Source organism: Streptomyces sp. NPDC002742 (assembly GCF_042888885.1).
GTDB lineage: Bacteria > Actinomycetota > Actinomycetes > Streptomycetales > Streptomycetaceae > Streptomyces.
In genome coordinates, this window is sequence record NZ_JBIAQF010000031.1 from 13,752 (window position 1) to 39,188 (window position 25,437).

The 25,437-nt window shown below is 68.2% G+C and carries 13 protein-coding genes; all 13 read left to right on the top strand.

What is annotated here, in order from left to right; translation table 11 throughout:
* The first annotated feature begins 213 nt into the window (after positions 1 to 213).
* Positions 214 to 438, top strand: coding sequence for an MbtH family protein (locus ACFYW8_RS37525; RefSeq protein WP_389089428.1), 225 nt, complete (start codon positions 214 to 216; stop codon positions 436 to 438).
* On the top strand, positions 435 to 3,638 hold the full coding sequence (locus ACFYW8_RS37530) for an amino acid adenylation domain-containing protein (RefSeq protein WP_389089431.1): 3,204 nt from the start codon (positions 435 to 437) through the stop codon (positions 3,636 to 3,638). The genes ACFYW8_RS37525 and ACFYW8_RS37530 overlap by 4 nt, the downstream gene beginning before the upstream one ends.
* Positions 3,635 to 10,885, top strand: a complete 7,251-nt coding sequence (locus ACFYW8_RS37535) for an amino acid adenylation domain-containing protein (RefSeq protein ID WP_389089435.1) — start codon at positions 3,635 to 3,637, stop codon at positions 10,883 to 10,885. Before ACFYW8_RS37530 ends, ACFYW8_RS37535 begins: the two co-directional genes overlap by 4 nt.
* Positions 10,882 to 11,859, top strand: a complete 978-nt coding sequence (locus tag ACFYW8_RS37540) for a TauD/TfdA family dioxygenase (protein WP_389089438.1) — start codon at positions 10,882 to 10,884, stop codon at positions 11,857 to 11,859. The genes ACFYW8_RS37535 and ACFYW8_RS37540 overlap by 4 nt, the downstream gene beginning before the upstream one ends.
* A 15-nt stretch (positions 11,860 to 11,874) precedes the next feature.
* Complete coding sequence (locus ACFYW8_RS37545) at positions 11,875 to 13,044, top strand: M20 family metallo-hydrolase (protein WP_389089441.1); 1,170 nt, start codon at positions 11,875 to 11,877, stop codon at positions 13,042 to 13,044.
* Positions 13,045 to 13,049: 5 nt separating this feature from the next.
* Positions 13,050 to 14,117 (top strand): ornithine cyclodeaminase family protein, encoded by a 1,068-nt coding sequence (locus ACFYW8_RS37550; RefSeq protein WP_389089444.1) that lies wholly within the window; start codon positions 13,050 to 13,052, stop codon positions 14,115 to 14,117.
* A gap of 21 nt (positions 14,118 to 14,138) precedes the next feature.
* Positions 14,139 to 15,209 (top strand): pyridoxal-phosphate dependent enzyme, encoded by a 1,071-nt coding sequence (locus ACFYW8_RS37555; protein WP_389089447.1) that lies wholly within the window; start codon positions 14,139 to 14,141, stop codon positions 15,207 to 15,209.
* A gap of 23 nt (positions 15,210 to 15,232) precedes the next feature.
* Positions 15,233 to 17,818, top strand: a complete 2,586-nt coding sequence (locus ACFYW8_RS37560) for an amino acid adenylation domain-containing protein (protein WP_389089450.1) — start codon at positions 15,233 to 15,235, stop codon at positions 17,816 to 17,818.
* A gap of 149 nt (positions 17,819 to 17,967) precedes the next feature.
* Positions 17,968 to 18,555, top strand: a complete 588-nt coding sequence (locus ACFYW8_RS37565) for a TIGR00730 family Rossman fold protein (RefSeq protein WP_389089454.1) — start codon at positions 17,968 to 17,970, stop codon at positions 18,553 to 18,555.
* Between the two features lie 94 nt (positions 18,556 to 18,649).
* Complete coding sequence (locus tag ACFYW8_RS37570; RefSeq protein WP_389089457.1) at positions 18,650 to 20,167, top strand: condensation domain-containing protein; 1,518 nt, start codon at positions 18,650 to 18,652, stop codon at positions 20,165 to 20,167.
* A 155-nt stretch (positions 20,168 to 20,322) separates the two neighbouring features.
* Complete coding sequence (locus ACFYW8_RS37575) at positions 20,323 to 21,843, top strand: AMP-binding protein (RefSeq protein ID WP_389089460.1); 1,521 nt, start codon at positions 20,323 to 20,325, stop codon at positions 21,841 to 21,843.
* A gap of 110 nt (positions 21,844 to 21,953) precedes the next feature.
* On the top strand, positions 21,954 to 24,644 hold the full coding sequence (locus tag ACFYW8_RS37580) for a type I polyketide synthase (RefSeq protein WP_389089463.1): 2,691 nt from the start codon (positions 21,954 to 21,956) through the stop codon (positions 24,642 to 24,644).
* Positions 24,641 to 25,420, top strand: coding sequence for a thioesterase II family protein (locus tag ACFYW8_RS37585; protein ID WP_389089466.1), 780 nt, complete (start codon positions 24,641 to 24,643; stop codon positions 25,418 to 25,420). Before ACFYW8_RS37580 ends, ACFYW8_RS37585 begins: the two co-directional genes overlap by 4 nt.
* Positions 25,421 to 25,437 lie beyond the last annotated feature (17 nt).

Genomic DNA, 25,437 nt, shown 5'->3' on the forward strand with positions numbered 1-25,437 from the left:
GTGGGTCACCCTCGCCCCACTCCGGGTGCCCGCCACCGGATCCGAGCGGAGTCCTCTGCACAACCGGAATATCGGCAACCCGCCGTTGGGAGGATTTCGGTGCAGAGATCCGCCACACGGACGGTAGCCATTCGGCAGGTGCCGTTGGCATCTTTGGTGGCGATGTCACGTACCTGACCTCGCTGGCGTATCCCGAGACCCGGTGGAGCTTTGATGAGCGACGAGCGTCACGACGACCGCGACTACAGCGTGGTCGTCAACGAAGAGGAGCAGTACTCGATCTGGCTGCTCGACAGGCCGGTGCCGGCGGGATGGCGCTGTGAAGGGACCACCGGCAGCCGCTCGGACTGTCTCGCTCACGTAGAGGAGATCTGGACGGACATGCGCCCGCTCAGTCTGCGAAGGCGGATGCAAGCACACAACGGCACGGCGACATGAGCGACCCGGCTGCGGGAGAACCGCTGTCGTACGCTCAGAAGCGGCTGTGGATGCTCGACCGGCTCCCTCACACGGAGACGTTGGCTGTTCCGATCACTGTCGGGCTCGGCGGTGTCCCGGTCGACCGCGGTGCCCTCCAGGAGGTGCTCGACGCGCTGGCCTCACGGCACGAGGCACTGCGCACCCGGTTTCCTCTCGTTGACGGTCAACCGGTACGAATCGTCGAGGCGATGCCCTCGGTCGGACCGCTCCCCGCGCGGTACGAGTCAGTGGACTTGTGCGCAGCCATCGCTCGCGAGACCGCACGGCCCTTCGATCTCACGGCCGAGCCGCCGTGGCGGGCGGGAATCATCGACGTACCGCAGCACGGTCCCGTCCTCCTGTTGACGGTGCACGCCATCGTCTGCGATGCACGGTCGGCCGCTGTGATCCGGCGCGACGTCCAGGAACTGCGCGAGGCGCAGGCCCAGGGCAGACGTCCGCGGCTGTCCGAACTGCCCACGTCCTACGGGGCCTATGTGGTCCGGCAGCGCGAACTCCTCGCGCGAGCGGAGTCGGCAGGCCAACTGGCGGAGCGCCGCGCGTCGCTGACCGGTCTTCCGCCGCTGCAACTGCCCATGAGCCGCACACGTGCGCCCGTACACAGTCCGCGGGCGGACGCGATCACAGCCACTCTCCCCGCCGACACATTGTCCGGGGCTGCGAAGGTGGCTCGACGACACGGCGTCTCCACCTCCACGGTCCTGCTCTCCGCGTTCGTCGGGCTGCTGGCCAAGTATTCCGGACAGAGCGACTTCGCGGTCGGCAGCCGTGCAGACGGACGCGCCGACGCCAGCTGCGACGGGATGGCGGGACACTTCGCCAATACTCTCGTCCTGGGCGTCGACACCGCAGGCGCCCCCGTGTTCGACACCCTCGTCGACATGGTCGCCGACGCCGAGCGGTCGGCCCGTGCGGCCGGGGACATCCCCTTCGAACGGCTCGTGGAGTCGTTGGAACCGTACGGCGACCATTCCCGCAACCCGCTGTCGCAGGCCGTGTTCGACCACCGCGTGGCAGGCGGCACGACGACGCCGAGCGCCGGCCACGACGGGGGGAGCGTCCCGGACGTCCCCGACTTCGACCTGTCCCTCGCCGTTCTCTCCGATCCCGACACCGGACAGGGCACGGTGCTGGTGCGCTACGCGGCCACCAAGTTCGACCCCGCGGTCATGCGGCACTTCGCGGACCACTACAGCCGGCTGCTGACCCAGGCTGTTGCCGAACCCGGCCGCAGACTGTCCAGCATCGATGTCCTGACGCCGGTCGAACACGACACCATGCTCATCGCCTGGAACGACACCCGGACCGACCGGCCCGCTGCCATGGTCCCTGAACTCATCGCGCGGCAGGCCGCGCTGACGCCTGATGCGGTGGCCCTCGACGACGGCACGACACGGCTCACCTACCGGGATGTGGAGGAGCGCAGCGATTTGCTGGCCGCCCGGCTGCGGTACCTCGGGCTGGCGCCGGAGCAGGTCGCGGGCGTCTGCCTGGAACGCGGCCCTGATCTGGTCACCGCGTTCCTCGCGGTCTGGAAGGCCGGGGGCGCCTACGTGCCGCTCGACCCCGCCTTGCCCGCCAGCCGACTCTCCTACATGCTCACCGACTCCCAGGCGGAGCTCGTCATCACCACGGGCGCTCTTCTCCCGGCGCTTCCGTCCGACCCCGGCATTCGCCGGCTCGTACTGGACGAAGCGCCCGAAAGTGATGCCTTTGACGGACAGGTGTGCGGCGGCGCTCCGGCGACGGATCCCGACAGCCTGGCGTACATCATTTACACCTCCGGCTCCACGGGAAGCCCGAAGGGCGTCATGATCAGCCATCGGGGGCTGCAGAACTACCTCATGTGGGGCGTCGAGGGGTACGCCCGCTCCGGACCGGCCGAGGGGGCTCCCCTCTTCTCCTCCGTCGCGTTCGACATGGTCATTCCGAATCTCTACGTGCCGCTCATGATCGGCCACCCGGTCCGCCTGCTGCCGGAGAATTTCGACCCGGCCACGCTGGGATCCCTGCTCGTGGACACCGGTCCCTACTCCTTCATCAAGCTGACGCCGGGACACCTGGACATCCTCGCCGACCAGCTGACGTCCGAACAGGCCACGGGACTGGCCGATCTGCTCGCGGTCGGGGCAGATTCCTTTCCCGGCACGGTGCTGGAGCGATGGCTGGCGCTGGCCGGTCCGAACGGCCCTCAGCTGTTGAACGAGTACGGTCCGACGGAGATATCGGTGGCGAACTCCACCTACCCGATCACCGGGCCCGAAGGGCCCGGCGTGCTGCCGATCGGCCGTCCCATCCCCAACACGACCGCATACGTACTCAACGAGCACGCGATACCGCAACCCGTCGGTGTGCCTGGCGAGCTCTACATCGGAGGACTGGGCGTCGCACGCGGGTACCGGAACATGCCCGCCGTAACCGCCGAGAACTTCCTGCCCGACCCCTTCTCCACGACCCCCGGCAGCAGGCTCTACCGCACGGGCGACCGGGCCTTCTGCCGTGCCGACGGCACAATCGAGTTCCTCGGCCGGATCGACGACCAGGTCAAGGTCAGCGGCTACCGCATAGAGCCCGCAGAGGTGATCGGGGCCCTCGTCGCCCACGATGACGTGACCGATGCCCTCGTTGTCGCGGACGGGGAGGGAGCGGCTGCCCGGCTGGTGGCCTACGTGGTGTCGCGCTCCGCCGAACGGTTCGATGCCTATGCCATGGCCCGGCACTGCGCGTCTCTGCTCCCCGCATACCTGGTGCCGGCGCTCTTCATGTCCGTCGACCGGATCCCGCTCAACGCCAACGGGAAGGTCGACAGGTCGGCTCTTCCGGCGCCGGTCGTCCCCGTCGACGGGCCGCACCTCCCGAGCAACGAACTGGAGACCACAATCGAGTCGATCTGCAGGGATCTGCTGGGTGCCGAGAAGCCGCTCGACGTGTCGCTGCCCTTCTTCCGTCTGGGCGGCACCTCGATCCTCGCGGCGCGCCTCGCCGCCCGGGTGGGCGCCGAGTTCGGCACGACCGTGCCGCTGCGTGTGGTCTTTGAGCAGCCCGCGATCAGAGATCTCGCGCAGTTCGTCGCCGCCCGGCTGCACGACGAGATCACCCACCTCACGGACGAAGAGGTGATCGCCCTCGCCGGGGGCGAAGCGAGGGGCGGACGATGACCGACAACGTCGAAGCACTGCGTGCACAACTGCTGAGGCGCCGCATGGCCGGCGGTGGTACCGGCAGCTCCGGCCCGGTCATCAGGACGACCGATCGGCGCACGGACATGCCGCTGTCATCGGGCCAGCGCCGACTGTGGTTCCTCGACAATTTCCAGCCCGGCAGCACTGACTACCTGGTGCCCTTTGTGTTGAGGTTGTCGGGGAGGGTGAACGTCGACCTCTTGCGACGGGCGTGGCTGCGCGTCGTAGACCGCCATGAAATTCTGCGCACGCGCTACCGGCTCCAGGCCGATGAACCCGTCCAGGACGTGATGGCCACCGGTGGCGACAGTTTCAGTTTCACCCATGTGCGAGTACCGGCGGACGGTGAGGACGGCCCAGAGGCCGACGCCCTGCGCCTCGCTGAGAGCCTCGCACGGTCGCCCATGTCGCCCTCCGACGGTGACTGCGCGCGGATGCACCTGGTCACCGCTTCCGCCGAGCGTCACTACCTGGTGATTCTGTTCCACCACATCGCCATCGACGGGTGGTCCGAGCGCGTGCTCTGGCGCGACCTGAGCGCCTGCTACCAGGCCGAATCGCTGGGCACTGAACCCGACCTCGCCGCTCTGCCCATCCAGTACGGCGACTACGCGGGGTGGCAGCACGAGTGGCTGACCTCCGTGCATGCGGCACGGCTGCTCCGCCACTTGGACGAGCGGCTCACCGCTCTCGTGCCCCTGGAGCTTCCCACCCTGCGGGCCCGCCCGCGTGTCCGGTCGGCCGCCGGTGACGTGGTCCGCTTCACTGTCCCCGAAGCGCTGGCTCAAAGGGTTCACCGGCTAGCCCAGGAGCAGAACACGACGCCGTTCGTCGTCCTCCTGACAGCATTTCAGTTCCTGCTGGCCCGCTACACCGGTCGTGAGGACGTCCACGTTGGGATCCCCGTCGCGGGGCGCGATGAGATCCGGACGCACGACCTGATCGGCTTCTTCGTCAACACCGCCGTAGTGCGTACCACTTGGAGCGGAAACCCGACCTTCACCGAGCTGCTCGCCCGTGGGCGCACCGGGGTGCTGGACGCGCTCGAACACCAGGCGATTCCCTTCGAGACACTGGTCGAGCGCTTCGATCCAGAACGGGATCCCTCCAGACTCCCGCTGGTCCAGGTGATGTTCGGGTACCAGGAGACCACTCCCGTCGAACTGGACCTGCCCGGAGTCGTTGTAGAAGCGGTCGAAGTGATGGGACAAGGGGCGAAGTTCGACCTGAACCTCCAGATCGAGAACGTCGGCTCGCAGATGCGATGCGCGCTTGAGTACGCCACCACGCTCCGCACCGCCGAGGAGGCCGAGCGCACGGGACACCACTTCCTGCGGCTCTTGGAGAGCGTCTGCGCCCAGCCCGACGCGCCGCTGTCCGACCTCGCCTACGTCACCGACACGGAACTGCACAGCTTGGTGACCGAGGCCAACGACACAGCCAGGAAGCGCTCATGGACGCCCCTGCACGAGGTTGTCTCCGCGCAGGCCCGGCTCCACCCCGACGCTCCGGCGGTGGTGACCCGCGACGAGGTGCTCGACTACGGCGAACTCGAAACGCGTGCCAACCGGCTCGCACGGCATCTGCGGGAGTGCGGCGCGGGGCCCGAAACCCTGGTGGGTGTGAACCTGCCGCGGAGCCCCTCCCTCCTCGTCGCGTTCCTCGCGGTCCTTAAAGCGGGCGCGGCCTACCTGCCGCTGGAGACCACGGATTCGACGAACCGCAAGGCGTACATTCTGCGTGACGCCCGGGTGCGTCTCGTGATCAGCGACGAGGAGCACGCGACCGGCCTGACCGAGGCCACCGGCGCCACCTGCGTTCTGCTCGACCGGGATGCCGCTGCCTTCGACTGCCAGCCGGGCACGGATCCGGCCGTGCACGTCGATCCTGACACCCTGGCCTATGTCATCTACACCTCCGGCACCACCGGCCGCCCCAAGGGAGTGATGAACAGCCATCGAGGGCTGATCAACTACCTGTGGTGGACGACGGAGGCGTACCTGCGGGCCGACGGCGGAACCGCCCTGTTCTCCTCCGCGGCCTTCGACCTCGTGGTGCCCAACATCTACACGGCCTTGATGACCGGTCGCCCAGTACACCTCCTGCCTCAGAACTTCGACGTCTCCGAACTCGGCTCCCTGCTCCTCGAAGCCGGTCCGCTCAGCTTCCTGAAGATGGCGCCTGGCCACCTCGAACTGCTGGCCGACCAGCTCGACGACGGACAGCGCACCGGGCTCGCCGGCCTGGTCATTGCGGCGGGCGACCGGTTCACCCACCACCTGGCCGACAACTGGCGGTCCGGTACGGACCGGCCCCTCGCGGCGGAGTACGGTCCCACTGAGATCACCATCGGGAACTCGGCCCACTTCATCGACGGACCGGTGGAGACCGACCTCGTGCCGATCGGCAGACCGATCCCCAACACCACCGCGTACGTACTCGACAGCCACCTGCGCCCGGTGCCTGTCGGCGTGGTGGGAGAGGTGTACGTCGGTGGAGTCGGCGTGACGCGTGGCTACATCCACCAACCAGGACTGACCGCGGAGAAGTACCTGCCCGATCCCTTCTCGGCCGAGCCCGGCTCCCGCCTCTACCGCACCGGCGACCTCGCGCGCGTGCTGCCGGACGGCGCCTTCGATTTCATCGGCCGCGTGGACCGCCAAGTCAAAGTGCGCGGATACCGAGTCGAGCCGGCGGAGGTCGAGAACGTCCTCAGCAAGCATCCGCAGGTACAGACGGCGGTGGTGGTCGCTCACCGCGGCAGAACCGGATCGCACGAGCTGAACGGCTACGCTGCGCCCACCGCCGATACGCCCATGCCCGACCAAGTGGAACTGCGTGCCTTCCTCGCGGAACGACTGCCCGCGTACATGGTCCCCACGGCGATCGTCGTGCTGGCGGAGTTCCCGCTGACCCGGAACGGCAAGATCGACATCAGTGCCCTGCCCGAGCCCGGCAGGGACGCCCGCGTGGCCGACAGCGCGACGATTCTCCCCAGCACCGCCACCGAAGCGGAACTCGCCGCAGTCTGGTGCGAGGTGCTGGGTGTGCGGGGCATCGGCGTACGGGACAGCTTCTTCGAACTGGGCGGAGACTCCCTTCGGGCGGTCGCCCTGGTAGGGGCCCTGCGGCGGCGAGGGTTCGACGTCTCGGTCAGGGACGTGTTCGAACACCGCACCGTCGAGGATCTCGGACGCGCCGTCGGCCCCCGTGCCGAACAGAATCTGGAGGAGCGCGGAGTCCGCCCTTTCGAACTGCTCGGCGGGGCGGACCGGGCTCTGCTCCCGGACGACGCCGTGGACGCCTATCCGCTGTCACGGATCCAGCTCGGGATGGTGCTGGAGATGATGTCGTCCAAGGAGGAAGGAAACTACCACAATGTGACATCCTATCTCATCCGCGACTCCCGACCGTGCGCGCACCAGGCGTTCCAGGCCGCCGTCGACCTCGTGGTGGCGCGCCATGAAGTGCTGCGCACCTCCATGGACCTCACCAGGTACTCCGAGCCTGTCCAGTTGGTCCACCGGCACGCGAAGCTCACCGTCGGCCTGATGGATCTCCGGGGCCTCGACGAGGCGGCGCAGGACGCGCAGCTGCGCTCCTACATGAGCGAACAGCGCAATCAACTGTTCGACCTGGCCGATGCGCCGCTGTTCCGGTTCTTCATCCACCAGTACGACGAGTACTGGCGGATGACCTTCACCGAGTTCCACCCCATCCTGGAGGGCTGGAGCCTCCATCTGATGATCATGGAGGTGCTCGACTGCTACCGGCGGCTCCGGGACGGTCTGGAATTGCTCGCGGCGGCGGCCCCGGCGATCCGCTACGCAGACTTCATCGCGCTGGAACGCCGCGAGCTGGCGGACCCCGTTCACGCGGCCTACTGGAAGGAAGCCGTCGCCGAGCACCCCCCGCTCGCCCTGCCCGAGGCATGGGGTGACGCCGAGAGCGGCCCGGTCAAGCGGATCTACATCCACTACGCCGATCTGCAGCCCGGACTGCGCGAGCTGGCGCGCCGGGCGGACGCCTCTATGAAGAGCGTCATGCACGCGGCCCACCTGCGTGTGATGGCGTCGATGACCGCGGACGCCGCGTTCTCGGCGGGCCTGGTGTGCGACACCCGGCCGGAAGTGGCGGGGGCGGACCGGGTCTACGGCATGTATCTCAACACGGTGCCCTTCCCCTACCCCGGTACCGAGGGCAGCTGGATCTCGCTGGTACGCCAGGTGTTCCGAACCGAGATCGAGCTGTGGCCGCACCGGCGCTTCGCGCTCGGCAACATCCAGCGGCAGAGCGGCGGACGGCGTGCCGCGGACGTCTGTTTCGCCTATCTCGACTTCCGCACGGTCGACACCGAACTGGTGGACCTGGACGCGGGCATCGACGACAGTCCCAACGAGTTCCCTCTCATGGTCGCCACCCACGGCGGCTGGGTCTCCCTGTCGAGTCGGCCGCAGGATGTGAGCCCGGCCCGTCTGGACGCCCTCGGGCAGATGTACCGCCAGGTCCTGGCGGCCATGGCCGCCGATCCGGAGGGTGACGCGAACCTGCCCCTGCTCTCGGACGCGGACCGCGCCGTCCTCCTCCGCGAGCCCGCCCCCGCGCCGGCCGGCATCGCGGATGTCGTACCGGCTCACCGGCTCGTGGAACAACAGGTCGCACGGACGCCGAACGCCATCGCAGTGACCTGCGAGGATCAGAACCTGACCTACGGGGAAGTGAACGCACGGGCGAACCGGCTTGCCCACCGGCTTCAAGCACTCGGGGTGGCGCCGGAGTCCGTGGTCGGCGTCCATCTCGAACGTTCCGTCGAACTTGTCGTGTGCCTGCTCGCCGTACTCAAGGCGGGTGGAGCCTTCCTGCCGATGGATCCGGAGCACCCGCCCGCGCGCCACCGCCACATCGTCGAGGAGACAGCACCCGCGCTCGTCGTCACCCTGCGCAAGTGGGCGGGCGCCCTCCCCGCGGGAACCCGGGTGCTGTGCCTGGACGTTGATGCCGCTGATATCGCGGTGGGCCCTGCGGACGACCTGCCTCCCACCGTGCACGACGGCGATCAGCTTGCCTACGTGGTGCACACCTCCGGGTCGACCGGCCGCCCCAAAGGTGTGCAGAACACTCACCGCGGTCTGAGCAACGAACTGCGGTGGACGCAGGCGACCTATCCGCTCGGCGGCACGGACTCGATCATCCAGAAGACTCCCATGAGCTTCGACGTTTTCGTCGCGGAACTCTTCTGGCCGCTCCTCGCCGGAGCCCGTCTCATCCTGGCCCATCCGGGCGGCCACCGCGACGCGGACTATCTCGCGGATCTGGTCGAACGGGAGGGCGTCACCACGCTGCACTTCGTCCCGAGCATGCTGGCGGCGTTCCTGGCCGGCCCGGAGCTGGCCAGGCAGTGCGCGCGGCTGCGCCATGTGGTGTGCAGCGGCGAGGCGCTCACGGCCGAGTTGCGGGAACGCTTTCACCGAACGCTGCCGTGGGTCAGGCTCAGCAACCTCTACGGTCCTGCGGAAGCCGCAATTCACGCGACGGCCTGGGACTGCCGCCGGCAGGACACCGGCTCGAACGTGCCCATCGGCACTCCGATCGACGGTGTGCGGGCCTACGTGGGCGACCACGGACTCGGCATCCTCCCGGTCGGCGTACCGGGCGAACTCCTGCTCGGCGGTGTCGGAATCGCGCGCGGGTATCTGAACGGACCCGGACAGACAGCCGACCGGTTCGTGCCAGATCCCTTCTCCGGGACTCCTGGCAGCCGTCTCTACCGCACCGGCGATCTGGCACGCGTACTGCCCACCGGTGATCTAGAGTACCTCGGCAGGGCCGACCGTCAGATCAAATTGCGCGGCGTCCGCATCGAACCCGCGGAGATCGAGTCGGTGCTCCGATCCCTCAATTCCGTCTCCGACGCGGCTGTGGTGGCACGACGGGACGACGCGGGAGACCCCCGTCTGGTTGCCTATGTGGTGCCTGCGGCCGGAACGGAGCGGGAGACCCTCCCCGATACCCTGCGCGCCCGATGCCGCGGCGAACTCCCCGCGCCCATGGTGCCCGCCTTCTTCATACCGTTGGAGCGGATCCCCGTCTCGGCGAACGGCAAGCGAGACCTCGCGGCCCTGCCATCGCTCACCTCCCTGGAGCTGGACCGGACCGGCGCGGCACCACCGCGCACTCGTACAGAGCTGGTCCTGCTGGACATCTGGGAGGAGATCCTCGAAACGTCCGGCATTGGCACGGACGACGATTTCTTTGCCTGCGGCGGCCACTCCCTGAGCGCCGTCCGGCTGCTGACGACGCTCCACCAACGCGTCGGGGTGCGGCTGCCGATGTCGGCGCTCTTCGAACACCCCACTGTAGCCGGTCTGGCGGAACTGATCAGTGAGGACCGGGTGACCGGCTCACGCGCCCTGGTCACGTTGCGCGCCGGGGCGGGAACCCCTTCGTTCTGGGTGCACCCCATGGGCGGGACTGCCTTCTGTTACCGCGACTTGGCTCGCGCGCTCCCCGAAGGTACAGCCGTGCACGGGTTCCAGTCCGTCGGCCTGGAACCGGGACAGCCACCCCATACCTCCGTACCGGACATGGCCGCCTCCTACCTGGCCGAGGCCAGAGGGTCTCACCCCGGCGGTCCCTGGCAGCTGGGGGGTTGGTCCTTCGGCGGACTCGTCGCCTACGAGATGGCGCGACAGTTGGCCGTGGCCGGGGAGGAGGTCGCCCCGCTGATCCTGGTCGATCCCGGCCATCCCCTGAGCGACGGCGAACTGTCCCTCGACGAGCCGAGCGTCATGTCCGCCTTCCTGCGCTTCTTCGGACGGCTCAACGGCGTCCCGCTGGAGGTGGACCCGCAGAGCCTGGCCCGCCTGACTCCGGAGGCACTCCGCGCGGACGTGCTCTCCCGCGTCCGAGGCGCACACCTGCTCCCGGCCGTGGAAGAGGACGAGACGCTCCACCGCCTGTTGAACGTCTTCATCGCCAACTACCACGCCTACGCCCGCTACCGCCCCGAACCGTACGACGGCGCGGTCCGGCTGCTCAGCGCCGGGGACGAGGATCCCGGCGTCGCGCTGGAGCGATGGACGAGGGTGTGCCGCGGCGAACTGACGGCGGCGGAGCTGCCGGGCGACCACTTCGACGCCGTCAGACCGCCGAACACACGGACTGTGGCTGCAGGACTGTCGACTGTGTCGCACGGCCCGTCAGACGAGATGAGGCACTCATGAAAACCGACGACAGGCCGGACGCGAATCCCAGTGGTCACCTGATCCTCACTCAGCAGGAACGCGACGAACTGCGAGACCTTGTGCAGGATCTCGTGGACGCGCCACCCAACCTGCTGGAAGACCCGAAATGGATTGACGCGGCGCGCGAATGCTCCTGCCACCTGCCCGTCCGCCTGCGTGAGGCGGTTCGGCTCTTCCGCGCCGACCCCGGCCTCGGCGGCGTCCTGCGGATCAGCGGTCTGCCCACCGGAACCGTGCCGGCAACACCCACCGAGAAGGACTCGGTAGAGCGCCGGACCACCGTCCCGGCCGCCGCACTCGTGCTCTGTGTGATGGGGCTGGGCGAGCCGGCCGCCTTCCGTCCCGAGAAGCACGGCGCTCTGGTGCAGAACGTCGTCCCGGTTCCCGGCCGCGAGTCCTCCCAGAGCAACGCAGGCTCACAGAACCTGAAGATGCATGTGGAGAACGCGTTCCACACGATGCGGCCGGACTACGTCGCCCTCTCGTGCCTACGCAACGATCACGACGGAAACGCCGGGCTCCAGGTGGCCTCGGTCCGGCTCGCGTTGCGCGAGGTGCCCGAAAAGCACCAGCGGATCCTGCGGGAGGCACGGTTTCGCACCTGTGCCCCGCCCTCGTTCAGCGGCGGGGGAAATCCGGTCGTCCACTCTGTGCTCGACGGTGCGGCGGACGATCCGAACGTGCGGGTGGACTTTTCGAGCACGAGCCCGCTCGACGACGAGGGCGCTGCCGCCATGGACACCCTGCACGACGCACTGGCTTCGGTACGTGTGTCCCTGCTCCTCGCCCCCGGGGACCTGGCCGTCATCGACAACCGTCTCGTGCTCCACGGCCGGACCGCCTTCTCGCCCCGCTACGACGGGAACGACCGGTGGTTACACCGATCCTTTGTGCACCTGGACCCTCGCAGAACGCGCGAGCTGCGAACAGGTGGCGGATATGTCATCGACTGACCGGGAGGATCCGCTGTGACGCCATTGAAGGTCAACCAGGACCGGCTCTTGAAGGACATTGCTGAACTGGCCTCCTTCGGTGGCCGTGAGGACGGAGGCGTGGACAGGGTGGCCGGCAGCGCGGAGGATCTGGCCGCCCGGGAATGGCTGGCACGCCGTATCCAGGAGGCCGGTCTGGAAGCGTCGACCGACAAGACCGGAAATGTCTTCGGAAGGCAGGAGGACAGCAGCGGCCCCTTCGTCCTCACCGGCTCGCACACTGACACGGTGCCCGCAGGCGGCCGTCTGGACGGGGCTTACGGGGTGATTGCCGCACTGGAGGCACTGCGCGTCCTGCATGAGAACGGGCATCCCGCCGCCGCCGCCGTGGAGATCGTCAGCTTCTGGGACGAGGAGGGCGTGGCGTCCGGCGGTGGACTGCACGGCTCAACGGCCCTGTGCGACAGCGACCACATCCTTGACGTGGCGGCGTTCGTCGAACTGCACATCGAGCAGGGGCCGCGGATGGAGCGGAAGGGCTTGTCGCTGGCCGTGGTGGAGGGCATCGTCGGCATCGACCGCTACACGGTCACCGTCCGCGGCGAGGCCAACCACGCCGGTACGACCCCCATGGATCTACGGACCGACGCCGGACGCGTCGCGGCCCGGATCGTGGGCGACATGCATGAGATGGCACTCGGTGTCGATCGCGAGATGGTCGTCAACGTGGGGGTCATGGAGTTCCACCCGGGCTCGCCCAACGTCATCCCCGGCGAAGCGCAGTTCGTCACCGAACTGCGAGCCCCTACCGATGAGTTGCTCGTCGAGGCCGCCCGACAGTTGGAAGCGCTGTGTGAGCGGCACGCCGGACCCGAGGGATGCCTGGCGACGCTGGAACGCCGGTCGCACAAACCTGTCGTCGAATTCGACTCGGACGTACTCGCGGTGCTCTCCGCCGCGTGTGACCGCCAGCCCGCTCGCGTCGGACACCTCAGCAGCTACGCGGGCCATGACGCGGGCCCGATGAGCGCGGTGGTGCCGACCGGGATGCTCTTCGTGCCCAGCAGCGGCGGGATCAGCCACTCGCCTGCCGAGTGCACGCCGGACGCCCTGCTGGTCCAGGGCGTGCAAGCGCTGCTGGAAGCCCTGGTCGACCTGGAACGGACATTCTGCCGGAGGCCGCCAGCGAGCGGCAGAAGAAGGTGAAGACAGTGCTGCGGTTCACGGAGTACCCCGACGAGGAACTCCCCTACCTGTCGCGCCGAGACGTCATCACGTGCTGTGAGGCCATCGACGTCTGCGCGGTGGTGGAGGACGCACTGCGGCAGCACGCGTCCGGTGCGTCGATCCTGCCTGATGAGGCATGCCTGCGCTGGCAGACGGCGGAAGGCATGGCCGCCCGGTCGCTGGGGATGCCCGGAGCGGTGACCGTCGAGGAGCGAATGCGGTACGGCATCAAGATAATCAACGGGTCACTGGCCAACCCGGCCAAGGGCATAGCGCGGTCGCAGGGCTTTCTCATGCTCTTCGACCCCGAGACCGCCTGGCCCGACCTCCTTATGGAGTCCGCCTATGTGAGCGCCATGCGGACAGCCGCGGTCACCATGATCAGCGCCAGGTATCTCGGCAACGGGCCCGCGCGGAACGTGGCCCTCCTGGGCTGCGGCACCTTGGCCCGAGCCCACCTGACGTTGCTGCTCAAGGAGCCCCACGTCCTGGAGTCGGTTCGGCTCTTCGACACCGCGCCCGAGCGGGCCGCGGCTCTGGCCCGGGAACTCAAGCACGCGAGCAGTGACCTGACAGTCGTCGAGGCGACCGGTCCCGAGGACTGCGTGCGCGGGGCGGACCTTGTCGTTCCCGTCACGACGGTGACGGCCGGCTACCTCAAGCCCGAGTGGTTCGCGCGAGGTGCCCTGATCACACATGTGTCACTGGACGACGTGCTCCCCGATGTGGTCCGCGCCGCCGGCTTGGTGGTGGTGGACGACTGGAATCTCGTCAGTCACGACCGGACCCGGCTGCTCGGCCGGATGTACGGGCAGGGAGCATTGCGCGGTCCGGCCGGAGAGTACTCGGACAGCGAGGAACGCGACCTTTCGGCACCGCTGGTTCACACCAGCCTCGGCGAAGTGGTGGCCGGCAGTCATCCGGGGAGAACCGCTCCCGGAGACCTCGTCCTCTGCAACCCATTCGGCATGGCGATTCTCGATGTCGCGCTGGGCAGCGCGGTGGCCGACGCAGCCAGAGATAAAGGCTTGGGCCAGCTCATTCAGCGCTAACAGATGGGACAGAGAGTGTCGTTGGGCGAGATTCATCGCGAAGGCTCGCTGGCTACCCCCATCGTCGATGTCCAGATGGAATGCCAGGGGCGCCGTACGTGGCTTGCGCTCAAACTTGAGAAATACAATGCCACGGGCTCGGTGAAGGACCGAACCGCGCGAGGACTGCTGCACTCCCTCGCAAACGATCTTCCGTTGCGGCCCGGGACCGTCGTCGTGGAGTCGACTTCCGGAAATCTGGGTCTTGGACTGGCCGGAGTTCTGAGCGGGCTGGACTGCCGACTCATCGCCGTTGTGGATCCCAAGACTTCAGAGATCACTTGCGAAGCCATGAGGTCCATGGGAGCAGAGATTCACCTGGTGGACGAGCCGGATGGAACCGGTGGATATCTACTGAGCCGCTTGCGCAGAGTGCGTCAACTGTGTGCGGAAAATCCCGATTACCGGTGGACCGACCAGTACGACAACGTGGCGAATCCGCGGGTGCATGAGGAGTTCACCGGTCCGGAACTGCTCAGCCAGCTCTCCGGGAACCTGGACACCCTGTACGTTGCCGTGTCGACCGGGGGCACGCTGTCCGGTATTTCGGCCTACTTGCGGCATGCCGCACCGGAGGTCCGGTTGGTAGCTGTCGACTCCGTCGGCTCGCACGCCACGGGCTGGCGCACGGACGGCGACCGGATCATTCCGGGAATCGGCTCCAGCCGTCGCTCCAGCTTTCTGGGGTCACATTCCTACGATCGTGTGGTCAAGGTGGACTCCGCAGCCTCGATAGCCCTGTGCAGATTGTTCAGACTGCAGACCGGAATATCTCTCGGAGGGTCGAGCGGTTCGGTTATTCACGCCGTTCTCTGCGACCAGATGTCCGGTGAGGACACACAGCGACCGGCGGCTCTGTGCGCCGACGGCGGGGAAGCGTACGAAGACACGATCTACAACGACGAATGGCTGGAACGCATAGGGGTTGCGAAAGAGGTCGACGAGCGGCTTGCGTACTTCTGTGAGAACGGTGTGAGTTTTCGGGCTCAAGGGACGCTCATCGAGTCGGGATTCACAGAACGGAACGGCTCGTGCACGCATCCGACGCGGTGAGGACCTACGACGCAGGAGACGACATGGACTCCCAGCACCCGGTGCCGCGGCATCAGCCGACGGACACACCCGGGCCCTGGTGCGAGACGCCGGCCGGCGGGCACCGGCTGAGCCTCCCTGCCGATCGTCCTCGCGCATCGGCCGGCCGTGCGAGCCGGGGCGAGCACCACTTCATCATCACGGCGGCGCAGACCGTCTCCGTGCGAGCCGTCGCCGCCGCGCACGGTGTGCCCACGCACGTGGTGTACTTGGCGCTGCTCCAGACCGTACTGAACAGGTACGGCGAGCCCCACAACATCACGGTGGCTGCTGCGCCGCACCTGGACGATGCCACTGTGGTTGCCGACGGTCCGGTGATCGTGCGGACCGATCTGTCGGATCTGTCGGACGATCCGCCGTTCGGCGACTTGGTACGGCGAACCGGCGAGCGGCTCCGGGCGGCCGGCGGGCATCACGTGCCCGCTGAGCGGACCGGCGCCGTGGAGGCGCCGGACGGCTCCGTACCGCATCCGGTGGAGGTGCTGCTGGCATGGCAGGCCGATGCCATGCCGGAGGCGTCGCGCGGCTCGGCGAGAGGCTTCGACCTCCTTCTGGAGGTGGAGGACCAGGAGCACCAGTACACCGGACGTCTTGTGTACCGGACCGAAGTGTTCACCCCGCCGAGGATGGAGCGTCTGGCCGGGCAGCTGACGACCGCGTTGGTCCGCTGCTGCACGCAGCCGCGGACCCGTCTGAGTGAACTGGACATCCTTCCGGACGACGAGCTGGCCCAGATGACACAGGTTCTCACCAGGCCAGGCCCGCAGAGCGCAAGCTTGGAGCCGGTCCACCGGCTGGTCGAGCGCCAGGCCCGGCTGCATCCCGACGCACCGGCTGTCGTCTGCGGGAAGCGCACGCTCACATACGGCGAACTGTCCATCCGGGTCGGTCAGCTGGCGCACTGGTTGCGTGAGCAGGGGGTACGCCCGGAGAGTGCCGTTGTGGTCTGTCTGGACCGCGGACCCGACCTGGTCGTCGCGCTGCTCGCCGTCCTCACGGCCGGCGGCACGTACGTCCCGCTGGATCCGCAGCATCCGGCCGAACGCATCGCGTACACGGCACAGGATGTGTCGGCCGTAGCGGTTCTCACCGAGGAGCGACTGCGTGAGCGCGTTCCCGTCGGCGACCGCCCGATTCTCTGCCTCGACAGTGAAGCGGATCGGTGGACCGAGCGGCCGGTCGCCGTCCGCGACATCCCGGTGGAACCGGGCAACGCGGCATATGTGATCTACACGTCCGGATCGACGGGCAGGCCCAAGGGCGTACAGGTCACGCACGGCGCACTGGCCAACTACCTCCACTGGGCCGTCTCCGACTACGTACAGCACCAAGTCGGCGGGACGGTGCTGCTGTCATCCGTGGCGTTCGACATGGTGGTGCCGGTGCTGTATACGCCGCTGCTCACCGGACGGGCGCTCCACATCCTGCCCCCGGACCTGGACTTGGCGCGTCTCGGTGCCGCGCTCGCGGACAGCGGGCCGTATGCCTTCGTCAAACTCACACCCAGTCAGCTGGTACTGGTGACGGAGCAGTTGTCCGACGCGCAGATGCGTGCGCTCACCAGCACCCTGGTGGTGGGAGGTGAGCAGCTGACCACTGAACTTGCCGGACGCTGGTGCAGCCCGCACGAGGATGTTCGGGTCATCAACGAGTACGGCCCCACCGAGGCCACCGTGGGCAGCAGCGTGTTCACCATGACGCGCAGAACCGCACAGGACTTTGTGCCCATCGGCCGCCCCCTGCCCGGCGCCAGCCTGTACGTCCTCGACGAGTCACTGCGGCGGGTACCCATCGGTGTCACCGGTGAGCTGTGCATAGCAGGGGCGGGCCTGGCCCGCGGATACGCCGGGCAACCGGGCATCACCGCGGAGAAGTTCGTTCCCGATCCCTTCGGGCCGTCTGGAACACGCCTGTACCGCACCGGAGACCGGGCGCGGCTGCTGGACGACGGCTCGCTCTACTTTCTGGGGCGCGCGGACGACCAGGTGAAGATCCGTGGATTCCGGGTGGAGTTGGGTGAGGTCGAGTCGGTGCTCGGTGCTCTTCCGCAGGTCGCGGAGGCGCGCGTGGTCACCCACGGCTCCCGTCCTGGCGACAGGCGGCTGGTGGCCTATCTGGTGCCGTCCCGTGCCGGAACCCTGGTGGAGTCGGAGGTACGCGACGCCGTTGCCGCCAGGCTCCCAGCCTACGCGGTGCCCTGGGCGTTCGTGACGGTGGACGCACTGCCGCTGACGAGCAACGGCAAGCTGGACGCAGCGGCACTTCCCGGGCCCGACGGATTCCACGGGCGGCCCCGGTCGCCGCAGGCCGATGAGCGCAGACCGGTCGAAGAGGCGGTGTGCGGCATGTGGCGGGACGTCCTGTCGATCGATCAGGTCGCCGTGGACGACGACTTCTTCGCCCGCGGCGGAGACTCGATGTCGGCGGTCAGGCTCATGTTCCGGATCCAGAAACGGTTCAACGTCGACCTCTCCGTGCAGATGCTCTTCGAAGCGCCGACGGTGGAGAAGATGGCGGCGGCCATAGCCGGTGCGGAACCGATGGAGAGCATCAAGAAGGTGTCCTCATGAACGGCGGGACGGAACCCGTCATGGGACACAGCCCGGGGATTCTCGCAGGCCGGGGCGTACACGCGGTCCCACATACACCCGGCACGCCGCCGGGACCGAAGAAGGGCGTCGCCCCGGTGGCGGCTGAGAGGACGAGGCGGCGCCCAGGAGTGCGACGTGGTCTGCATGTTGGCGTATTCGGCAGCTCCGGAACGGAGAGGGCGGAGGAGTACCTGGACCTTGCGCGCTCCTTCGGCAGCGCACTGGCGGCCCGCGGAGCCGTACTCGTCTACGGCGCCAGCGGCGCGGGGCTCATGGGGACGTTGGCCGGCACGGCGTTCGACGGGGGCGGGGCAGTCATCGGGATCGTCCCGCACGCGCTTCAGCGGCGTGAAAGCGTCGAGGACGCCCGAGGGGAAATCTTCGTGGTGCGGGGAGAGGCCGAACGTTTTGGCCTCCTGCACCGCACATGTGATGCCTTCGCGTTCCTCCCCGGAGGCATGGAAACGCTGAGCGGGCTGTTGGAGATGGCCATGGTGCACGAACCGGGCTCGGTGGCGAAGCCCATCGTCCTGGTCAACATCGGCGGCCACTTCGCCCCACTGCTGGAGCTGTTGGACCAATGGGCCGACGGAGGCTACATCTCGTCGGTGGAGCGCTCCCGCATTCACTGCACCGACGATGTGGAGACCGCGCTGAGTCTCCTCGGCTGTGGGGCGGGGCTTTCCCCGGACCGCTGTGAGTCCGGTGTGACATGACGCCCGATCCGTGGATCGACCGGGGCAGCAGCATGGCGACAGCGCAGATTCGCAACCGACGGGCGGTAGGGAATTGATGGAGACTGAACGCCTCGTGCGCACCTTGGTCTTGCGGGCCCTCCCGGAGGGCGCTGATGTCAGGGAGGGCTTCGTCAGCGCGGGCGGCAACTCACTCGCCGCTCTGAGGCTGGTCACCACCCTGGTCAAGGAGTGCCGCATTCGGGTGCCGATCACTAATGTGCTCCGCAGCACCAGTGTGACCGCTCTGATCGGCGAGCTCGTCGACGCGCTCCCGATCGAGGCGGACCAAGGCAGCGAGGGCACCGCACCGGGTGCGCTCTCGATCGCCGAGCGGCAGATGCTGCTTGAGCAGACCCTGGGGCTGACCTCGGCCCATCTGGTCGCCGTGGAAATGGAGTTCTCCGGGAAACTCGACGTACTCACTCTGGAGAGCGCGATGCGCGACGTCGTGGCCCGCCACGATGCCCTGCGTACCCGCTTCTGGTTCGACGGGGACGAATTCCGCAGGGAAGTGGTTGCCGACGCGCTTCCAGAAATCAGCCATCACGTGGCAGCGTCCGAAGACGATCTTCCTGGGTTGCGGGTGCGCGAGCTCTCCGCCCGGACAGACCCGGACGGGCCGCGCGTTCCGCGCTTCGCCCTGGTCCGGCTGGCGGACGACCGGCATGTGTTGATCACGGTCGTCCATCACCTGACCTGCGACGGCTGGTCGCTGAACCTGTTCTTCGACGAACTGGCCGAACTGTACTCGGCCCGCATCGACCACCGTCGGCCCGCGCCCCCTCCGTCGGCTGTCGCACCGAAGGCCACGTACTCGGCCACCGGCCTCGACTTCTGGACCGCTCGGCTCGCCGACGTGCCCGACCCCGTCACGATACCGCCGGACCGACCGCGGCCGAACGTCCAGAGCTTCGATGCGGGCCGGGTCACGATGGACCTGTCAGGGGCCTTGCTGGACAAGCTCAGAGCTGCGGCCCAGGCCGAGGGCGCCACGGAGTTCGCCGGCCGACTGGCCGTATGGATGCTGCTCGTGTCGTCGCGGGCGGGAGCGCAGGACATTTGCGTCGCCGTCCCCGTCTCCGGCAGGACCTCCGCAGCCCACGCGTCCACCATGGGCATGTTCGTGAACACAGTGGTGATCCGCCAACGCATGGTCGGATCCATGCCTTTCACCGCGTTCGTCAGGAGCGTGCACCACCGCCTTCTGGAGGCACAGGACCACCAGGACGTTCCCTTCCCCGACGTCGTGAACGCGCTCGTCCCACGACGGACCCTCGACCGCCAGCCGCTGGCGCAGGTGATGATGGCCATGCAGCCGTCCGGTCGGCGGCGCTACACGCTGTCCGACGGCGTCATCGCCCATGCCACGATCAACCTCGGCGTGGCCGAACACTCCCGTTTCGACGTGGTGCTGCACTTCGACGGGTCCGAAGGCATGCAGCAGGGCTGGATCGACTACGACTCCGCTCTCTATCGGCGTGAGACCGTTTCGCGGCTCGGCGCCGACTACAGCGCGATGGTCTCAGCGGTCACCGCCGCACCGTCCACCACGGTCCACGACCTCGTTTCGGCGATGCGGACGAGTCCATGAGAGCCCGGTCGCCGATCCGCTGCCACCGCAATGGGGCTTCAGATGCCCGGGCACACCGGGCCCGGTCCGAACCGACGATGAGGCCACCCCGAACGCGGACCACCAGGCAACAGCCGGCCTGGGCCGGACCGAAGGCCGTGGGAAGGAACTGACTCATGCCCTCGCTGTACGAGAAGTTCACCGAAAGCGCCGAACGCAACCCCGACCGCCTCGCCCTGGACCTCGAAGGTTCCTCGCTGACGTACGACCAGATGCGGCAGGGTGCCGACCGACTGGCCGCCGTAATCCGCGACTCACTCGGCAGGAGGCCCACGCGGGTGGGGCTGCTCGCCTCCCGCAGCCGGCTGGCCTACCTCGGCTACCTCGCCACACTGCGCCTGGGTGCGACCGTGGTACCACTGAACCCGGTCTTCCCGGCCACCCGTAACCGGGCCATCACCGAAGCCGCCCAGGTCGAACTGGTCCTCAGCGACGAGACCGCCCCGCGACAGGAGTTACCCGCCGTCCGGCTGAGAGTTACCGAACAAGAGCTATCCGCACTGCCGGAACGCCCGCTCGAGTCACCTGACGTGGCGCTGGACGACACTGCCTACACCATGTTCACCTCCGGCTCCACCGGAAGGCCGAAGGGAGTGCCGATTCACCACCGCAACGTGCTGGCCTACGCGGACTACATCGTCGAGCGGTACGGACTGGGCCCGGGTTGCCGGTTGTCTCAGAACTTCGACCTGACCTTCGACCTCTCCATTTACGATCTGTTCGGGGCCTGGACATCGGGAGCGACTGTCGTTCCGCCCGGCTACGACGACCTCATGTCCCCCGTGGACTACGTCAACGGCCGTGGCCTCACCCACTGGTTCTCCGTCCCTGCCGTGGTCTCCTTCGCGCAACGCCTGGAGCTGCTGGAGCCTGGCAGTATGCCGGGGCTGCGCGCCAGCATGTTCTGCGGCGACCAGTTGACCACGGGCCAGGCGAGGGCCTGGCAGCGGGCCGCTCCTTCCGCCACCCTGGACAACCTGTATGGCCCGACCGAACTGACCGTCAGCTGTGCCAACTACCGGGTGCCGGCCGACTCGGCTGCCCTGCCCACGACGTCGAACGGCACGGTGCCCATCGGCGAGGTGCATCCGTCCATGGAGTCGATCATCGTGGACGAGTGGGGCGGCCGAACCACCGACGGCGAACTGTGTATGAGGGGGGCTCAGCGTTTCGCCGGATACCTGGAACCCGCGCACAACATCGGCCGCTTCGCCGCCTCCGACGGGGACTCCATCTCTGTGTACGACGGCTCCACACCCCTCGCCGACGCCCATTGGTACCGCACAGGCGACCGGGTCCGCGTCGAGAACGGCGTGCTAGTGCACATCGGGCGCATCGACAACCAGATCAAGATACGCGGTTACCGGGTGGAGCCGGGCGAGATCGAGTACGCACTGCGACGGCATCCCGCGGTACGCGAAGCCGCCGTGGTCGCGATCACCTCCGCCGACGGAGAGACGGACCTCGCCGCCGCTTACACCGGCGCCCCGATCGCCGAAGCCGAACTCGTGCGAGCCCTGCGCGACCAACTGCCCCAGTACATGGTGCCGCGTTACTTCAGCTGCATGGACGACCTGCCGAAGAACACCAACGGCAAAACCGACCGCCTCGTACTGACGACCCACCCGTGGAAATGAAGTTCTTCCTGCGCCTTGAAAGCGAAAGGAAGTTCGGTGTGTGATCAAGCGATCAAGAAGCGCTCCTGCCCTGACTGCAGTCGACCCACCAGCGATAGATTGGACGGTCATTGAAAACTCGGGGCCGGAACACCGACACGGCGCACCGAACCGACTATTCTTCCCAGTCACATCGGGCAGACGGGACCGTTCCCGTTGCCGTCATCGGTATCGCTTGTCGTTTCCCCGGAGCGCGGAACGCGGAAGAATTCTGGCGCAATCTGATGGAGGGGCGCGACACAATAACCCGTGTGACCGGTCCGCGCGGCATCGCAGCTCGCGGACTCCTCGACGATCCCGAGCACTTCGATGCTGGATACTTCGGCATATCCCCGCGTGAGGCCCGCCTCGTCAATCCGCAGCACCGGGTCTTCATGGAATGCGCGGTGGAGGCCCTGGAGAACGCGGGCGTGGACCCGGCCCGCCACCCGGGAAACATCGGCGTGTACGGAGGCAGTAGCGACAACGTCTACGCGCATGTCCTCACCGCGCAGCGGTCGCGACAGCCAACGGTGTCGGCATACGAGATCCGGATGGGCAACGGAGCCGACTTCCTCTGCAGCCGCGTCGCCTACAAGCTCGGCCTGCGCGGCCCCACCGTCGCAGTTCAGGCGGGTTGCGCGACCTCTCTGGTATCCGTGCATCTCGCGGTCCAGGGAGTGCTCTCGGGCGACTGCGACCTGGCACTCGCGGGAGGAGTGACCGTGCGCTTTCCCTTTGTTCCAGACGAGGCGACGGAGGCGGGCATCCAGGCACCGGACGGCGTCTGCCGAGCGTTCGCCGCGGACGCTCGCGGGACGGTGGGAGCCGACGGCGTCGGTCTTGTTGCACTGAAACGCCTCGACCGGGCCCTGGCCGACGGCGACCGGATCGACGCGGTCGTCCTGGGCTGCGCGGTCAACAACGATGGCGCCGACCGCATGGGCTTCGCCGCGCCGGGCGTCGAAGGACAGGCCGCCGTAGTCGAAGCGGCCCACCACGCCGCCGGCATCGACCCATCCACCTGCACCTATGTGGAAGCGCACGGCACTGGCACGCCACTGGGCGACCCTGTCGAGATCGCGGCACTGACCAAGGCGTTCCGGCACGGCGGCAAGCGCCGTGCCCCCTGCGGAATCGGCTCCGTGAAGACCGGTATCGGGCACACCGACGCCGCAGCTGGCGCCGCCGGGCTGATCAAGACGGTCCTAGCCCTCAAGCACGGTGTGCTCCCGCCGAGTTTGCACGTCACCGCTCTCAACCCGCAGATCGACTTCGAGGCGGGCCCGTTCCACGTCATCACGCAGCCGCAGCAGTGGCGACCCGAGGGCATGCCGCGCCGCGCCGGAGTCAGCTCTTTCAGCCTCGGCGGCACCAACGCACACGTCGTCCTGGAGCAGCCGCCCGCCCGGGAAACCTCGCCGGCGCCAGGCCGCTCCTGGCACATCCTCCCACTCTCCGCGAAATCCCCCACCGCGCTGAAGCAGACCGTCGTCCGCCTCGCCGCGCATCTGCGGGACCACCCCGGGACATCGGCCGCGGGCCTGGCCTGGACGCTCCAGACGGGCCGTACGGAGCATGCGCGACGGCGGTTCGCGGTCGTGGACGGTGTTCATGACGCCCTGCACGTGCTCACCGGGGAGGTACCCGAACGGCTCGTCGGCGCCGCTGGCGACTTTGACGCCTCCACCGGCACCACGCCCGGGCCGGTGATTTTTCGGTGCACGCCGGTGACCAGCGCCGACATGGTGCGGGAGCAGGATGCCGCGGCCCAGCTGTACGCCTCCGAGTCGACGTTCCGGAGCGCCGTGGGCGCGTGCGGCCTGAGCGACGTCTTCGCGGGGTCTGCGACGACGTGGACGGTCACGTTCGCCATTCGCTACGCGCTCGCCCGTCTGTGGCAGCGGCGCGGTGTCGTGCCCGCGTCGGTCGTGGGCGAGGGTGCGGCCGGGGCTCTGGCGGCCGCGGTGGTGGCCGGAGTATTCGGCGCGGCGGAGGCAGGACGGCTGGTGGCGGAAGCGGCGGAGCGTGGACCTGCGGATTCCAAGGACGAGCAGGCCGCGTGGCTGGAGTCGGTCCGGCGGGCCGACCCCCGGGTACCCGTTCTCCCTCTCTGGGTCGCGATGGGCGGTAGGCAGGCGCGGCGGCTCACGGCAAAGGAGGCAGTCGAACCGGTTTGCTGGGCTGAACTCTTGGAAGAGTCGGAGACCTCAACGGACGTTCAGGACGCGTACAGGGCGGCGGACGAAACCGGCGCTTGCGGCCCGAACGGCATCACCCTCGACCTGTGCGCCGAACGGACCGACACCGACGAACAGGCCGTGCTCGACGCCGTCGGACGCCTGTGGCTCGCGGGCGCCCCCATCGACTGGGCGGCACTGCACGATGCCACCCCCGAGCGCCTCGCCCTCCCGGCCTATCCCTTCGAGGGACAGCGCTACACGGTGGAGACAGAGGAACCCACTCCCACCTTCGTGCGACCGCCAGGCCCGTCTCTCACCGCGCCGTCACGGCCGGCACCGGCATCAGCCCCGGCAGGAGACAGCGACAACGTGGACCGCGTGGCCGCTCTTTTCGCGGAGATCCTCGAACTGCCCTACGTGGAGCCGGACGAGAGCTTCTTCGACCTCGGCGGTGACTCCCTCATCGCCGCCAGGTTCGTCGCGCGGGCCCGCGAAGTCTTCCAAGTCGAACTGGTGCCCGGCGCCCTTTTCCAGGCGCCGACCGCCCAGCAGCTCGCCGCCCTCATGGCAGAGCGCCTGACCGGACAGAGCGCCCGATGAGCGGCTGGACAGTACGTCGGTACCGCCGACCAGATGCCCTCTCCTCCTTGTTCTGCTTCCCGCACGCCGGCGGATCGGCGGGAGAGTACGTCCGCTGGGGCGACGACCTGCCGGACATCCAGGTCTGGGGAATCCATCTGCCCGGCCGCACCACCCGCCGGGCCGAACCGCCCTTCACCCGCGTCGGACCGCTAGTCGACGCTTTGGTGACCGCCGTCCCCTTCGACAGCGACGGGCCGTTCGTCCTCTTCGGACACAGCCTCGGCGCGCTGCTCGCCTTCGAGACGGCAAGGGAACTGCGTCGCCGCGGTCGGCGGGGCCCCGACCGCCTGATCGTCTCCTCGTGTCCGGCGCCGCCCCTGCCGCCGCTCCGTCGCCCCCTCCATCCGCTGCCCGACGAGGCGCTCCTGCGGGAGATCGAACTGCGCTGGGGCGAGCCCCTGGACCATCTACGCGGTCACCCGGACCTGCGCGCCGACGCCCTCAACACTTTCCGCGCCGACTTCGCGCTCCTCGACAGCTACCGGTCCACTCCGGGCGCCCCGCTGGCCTGCCCGGTCACCGCGGTCGCCGGGACGGACGAGCCGGGCGCCGACACGGTAGTGGCTTGGTCCCGGCACACCACAGGCCCCACCGACATCCGGCTCGTGCCGGGCGGTCACTTCCACTTCCGCAAGAGCCGGACGGTATTCATGAGCGTCATCCGGGAGACCGTCCTGACGCGTTCCCGAGCACTTCTCGACGAGACGAAAGGAGACCCGAAGTGGAGCGGATAGGTGTTGTGGGCGCCGGC

Coding starts and splice junctions, on each gene's coding strand:
- ACFYW8_RS37525 (WP_389089428.1), top strand. CDS start 214: ATGAGCGACGAGCGTCACGACGACCGCGACTACAGCGTGGTCGTCAAC.
- ACFYW8_RS37530 (WP_389089431.1), top strand. CDS start 435: ATGAGCGACCCGGCTGCGGGAGAACCGCTGTCGTACGCTCAGAAGCGG.
- ACFYW8_RS37535 (WP_389089435.1), top strand. CDS start 3,635: ATGACCGACAACGTCGAAGCACTGCGTGCACAACTGCTGAGGCGCCGC.
- ACFYW8_RS37540 (WP_389089438.1), top strand. CDS start 10,882: ATGAAAACCGACGACAGGCCGGACGCGAATCCCAGTGGTCACCTGATC.
- ACFYW8_RS37560 (WP_389089450.1), top strand. CDS start 15,233: ATGGACTCCCAGCACCCGGTGCCGCGGCATCAGCCGACGGACACACCC.
- ACFYW8_RS37575 (WP_389089460.1), top strand. CDS start 20,323: ATGCCCTCGCTGTACGAGAAGTTCACCGAAAGCGCCGAACGCAACCCC.
- ACFYW8_RS37585 (WP_389089466.1), top strand. CDS start 24,641: ATGAGCGGCTGGACAGTACGTCGGTACCGCCGACCAGATGCCCTCTCC.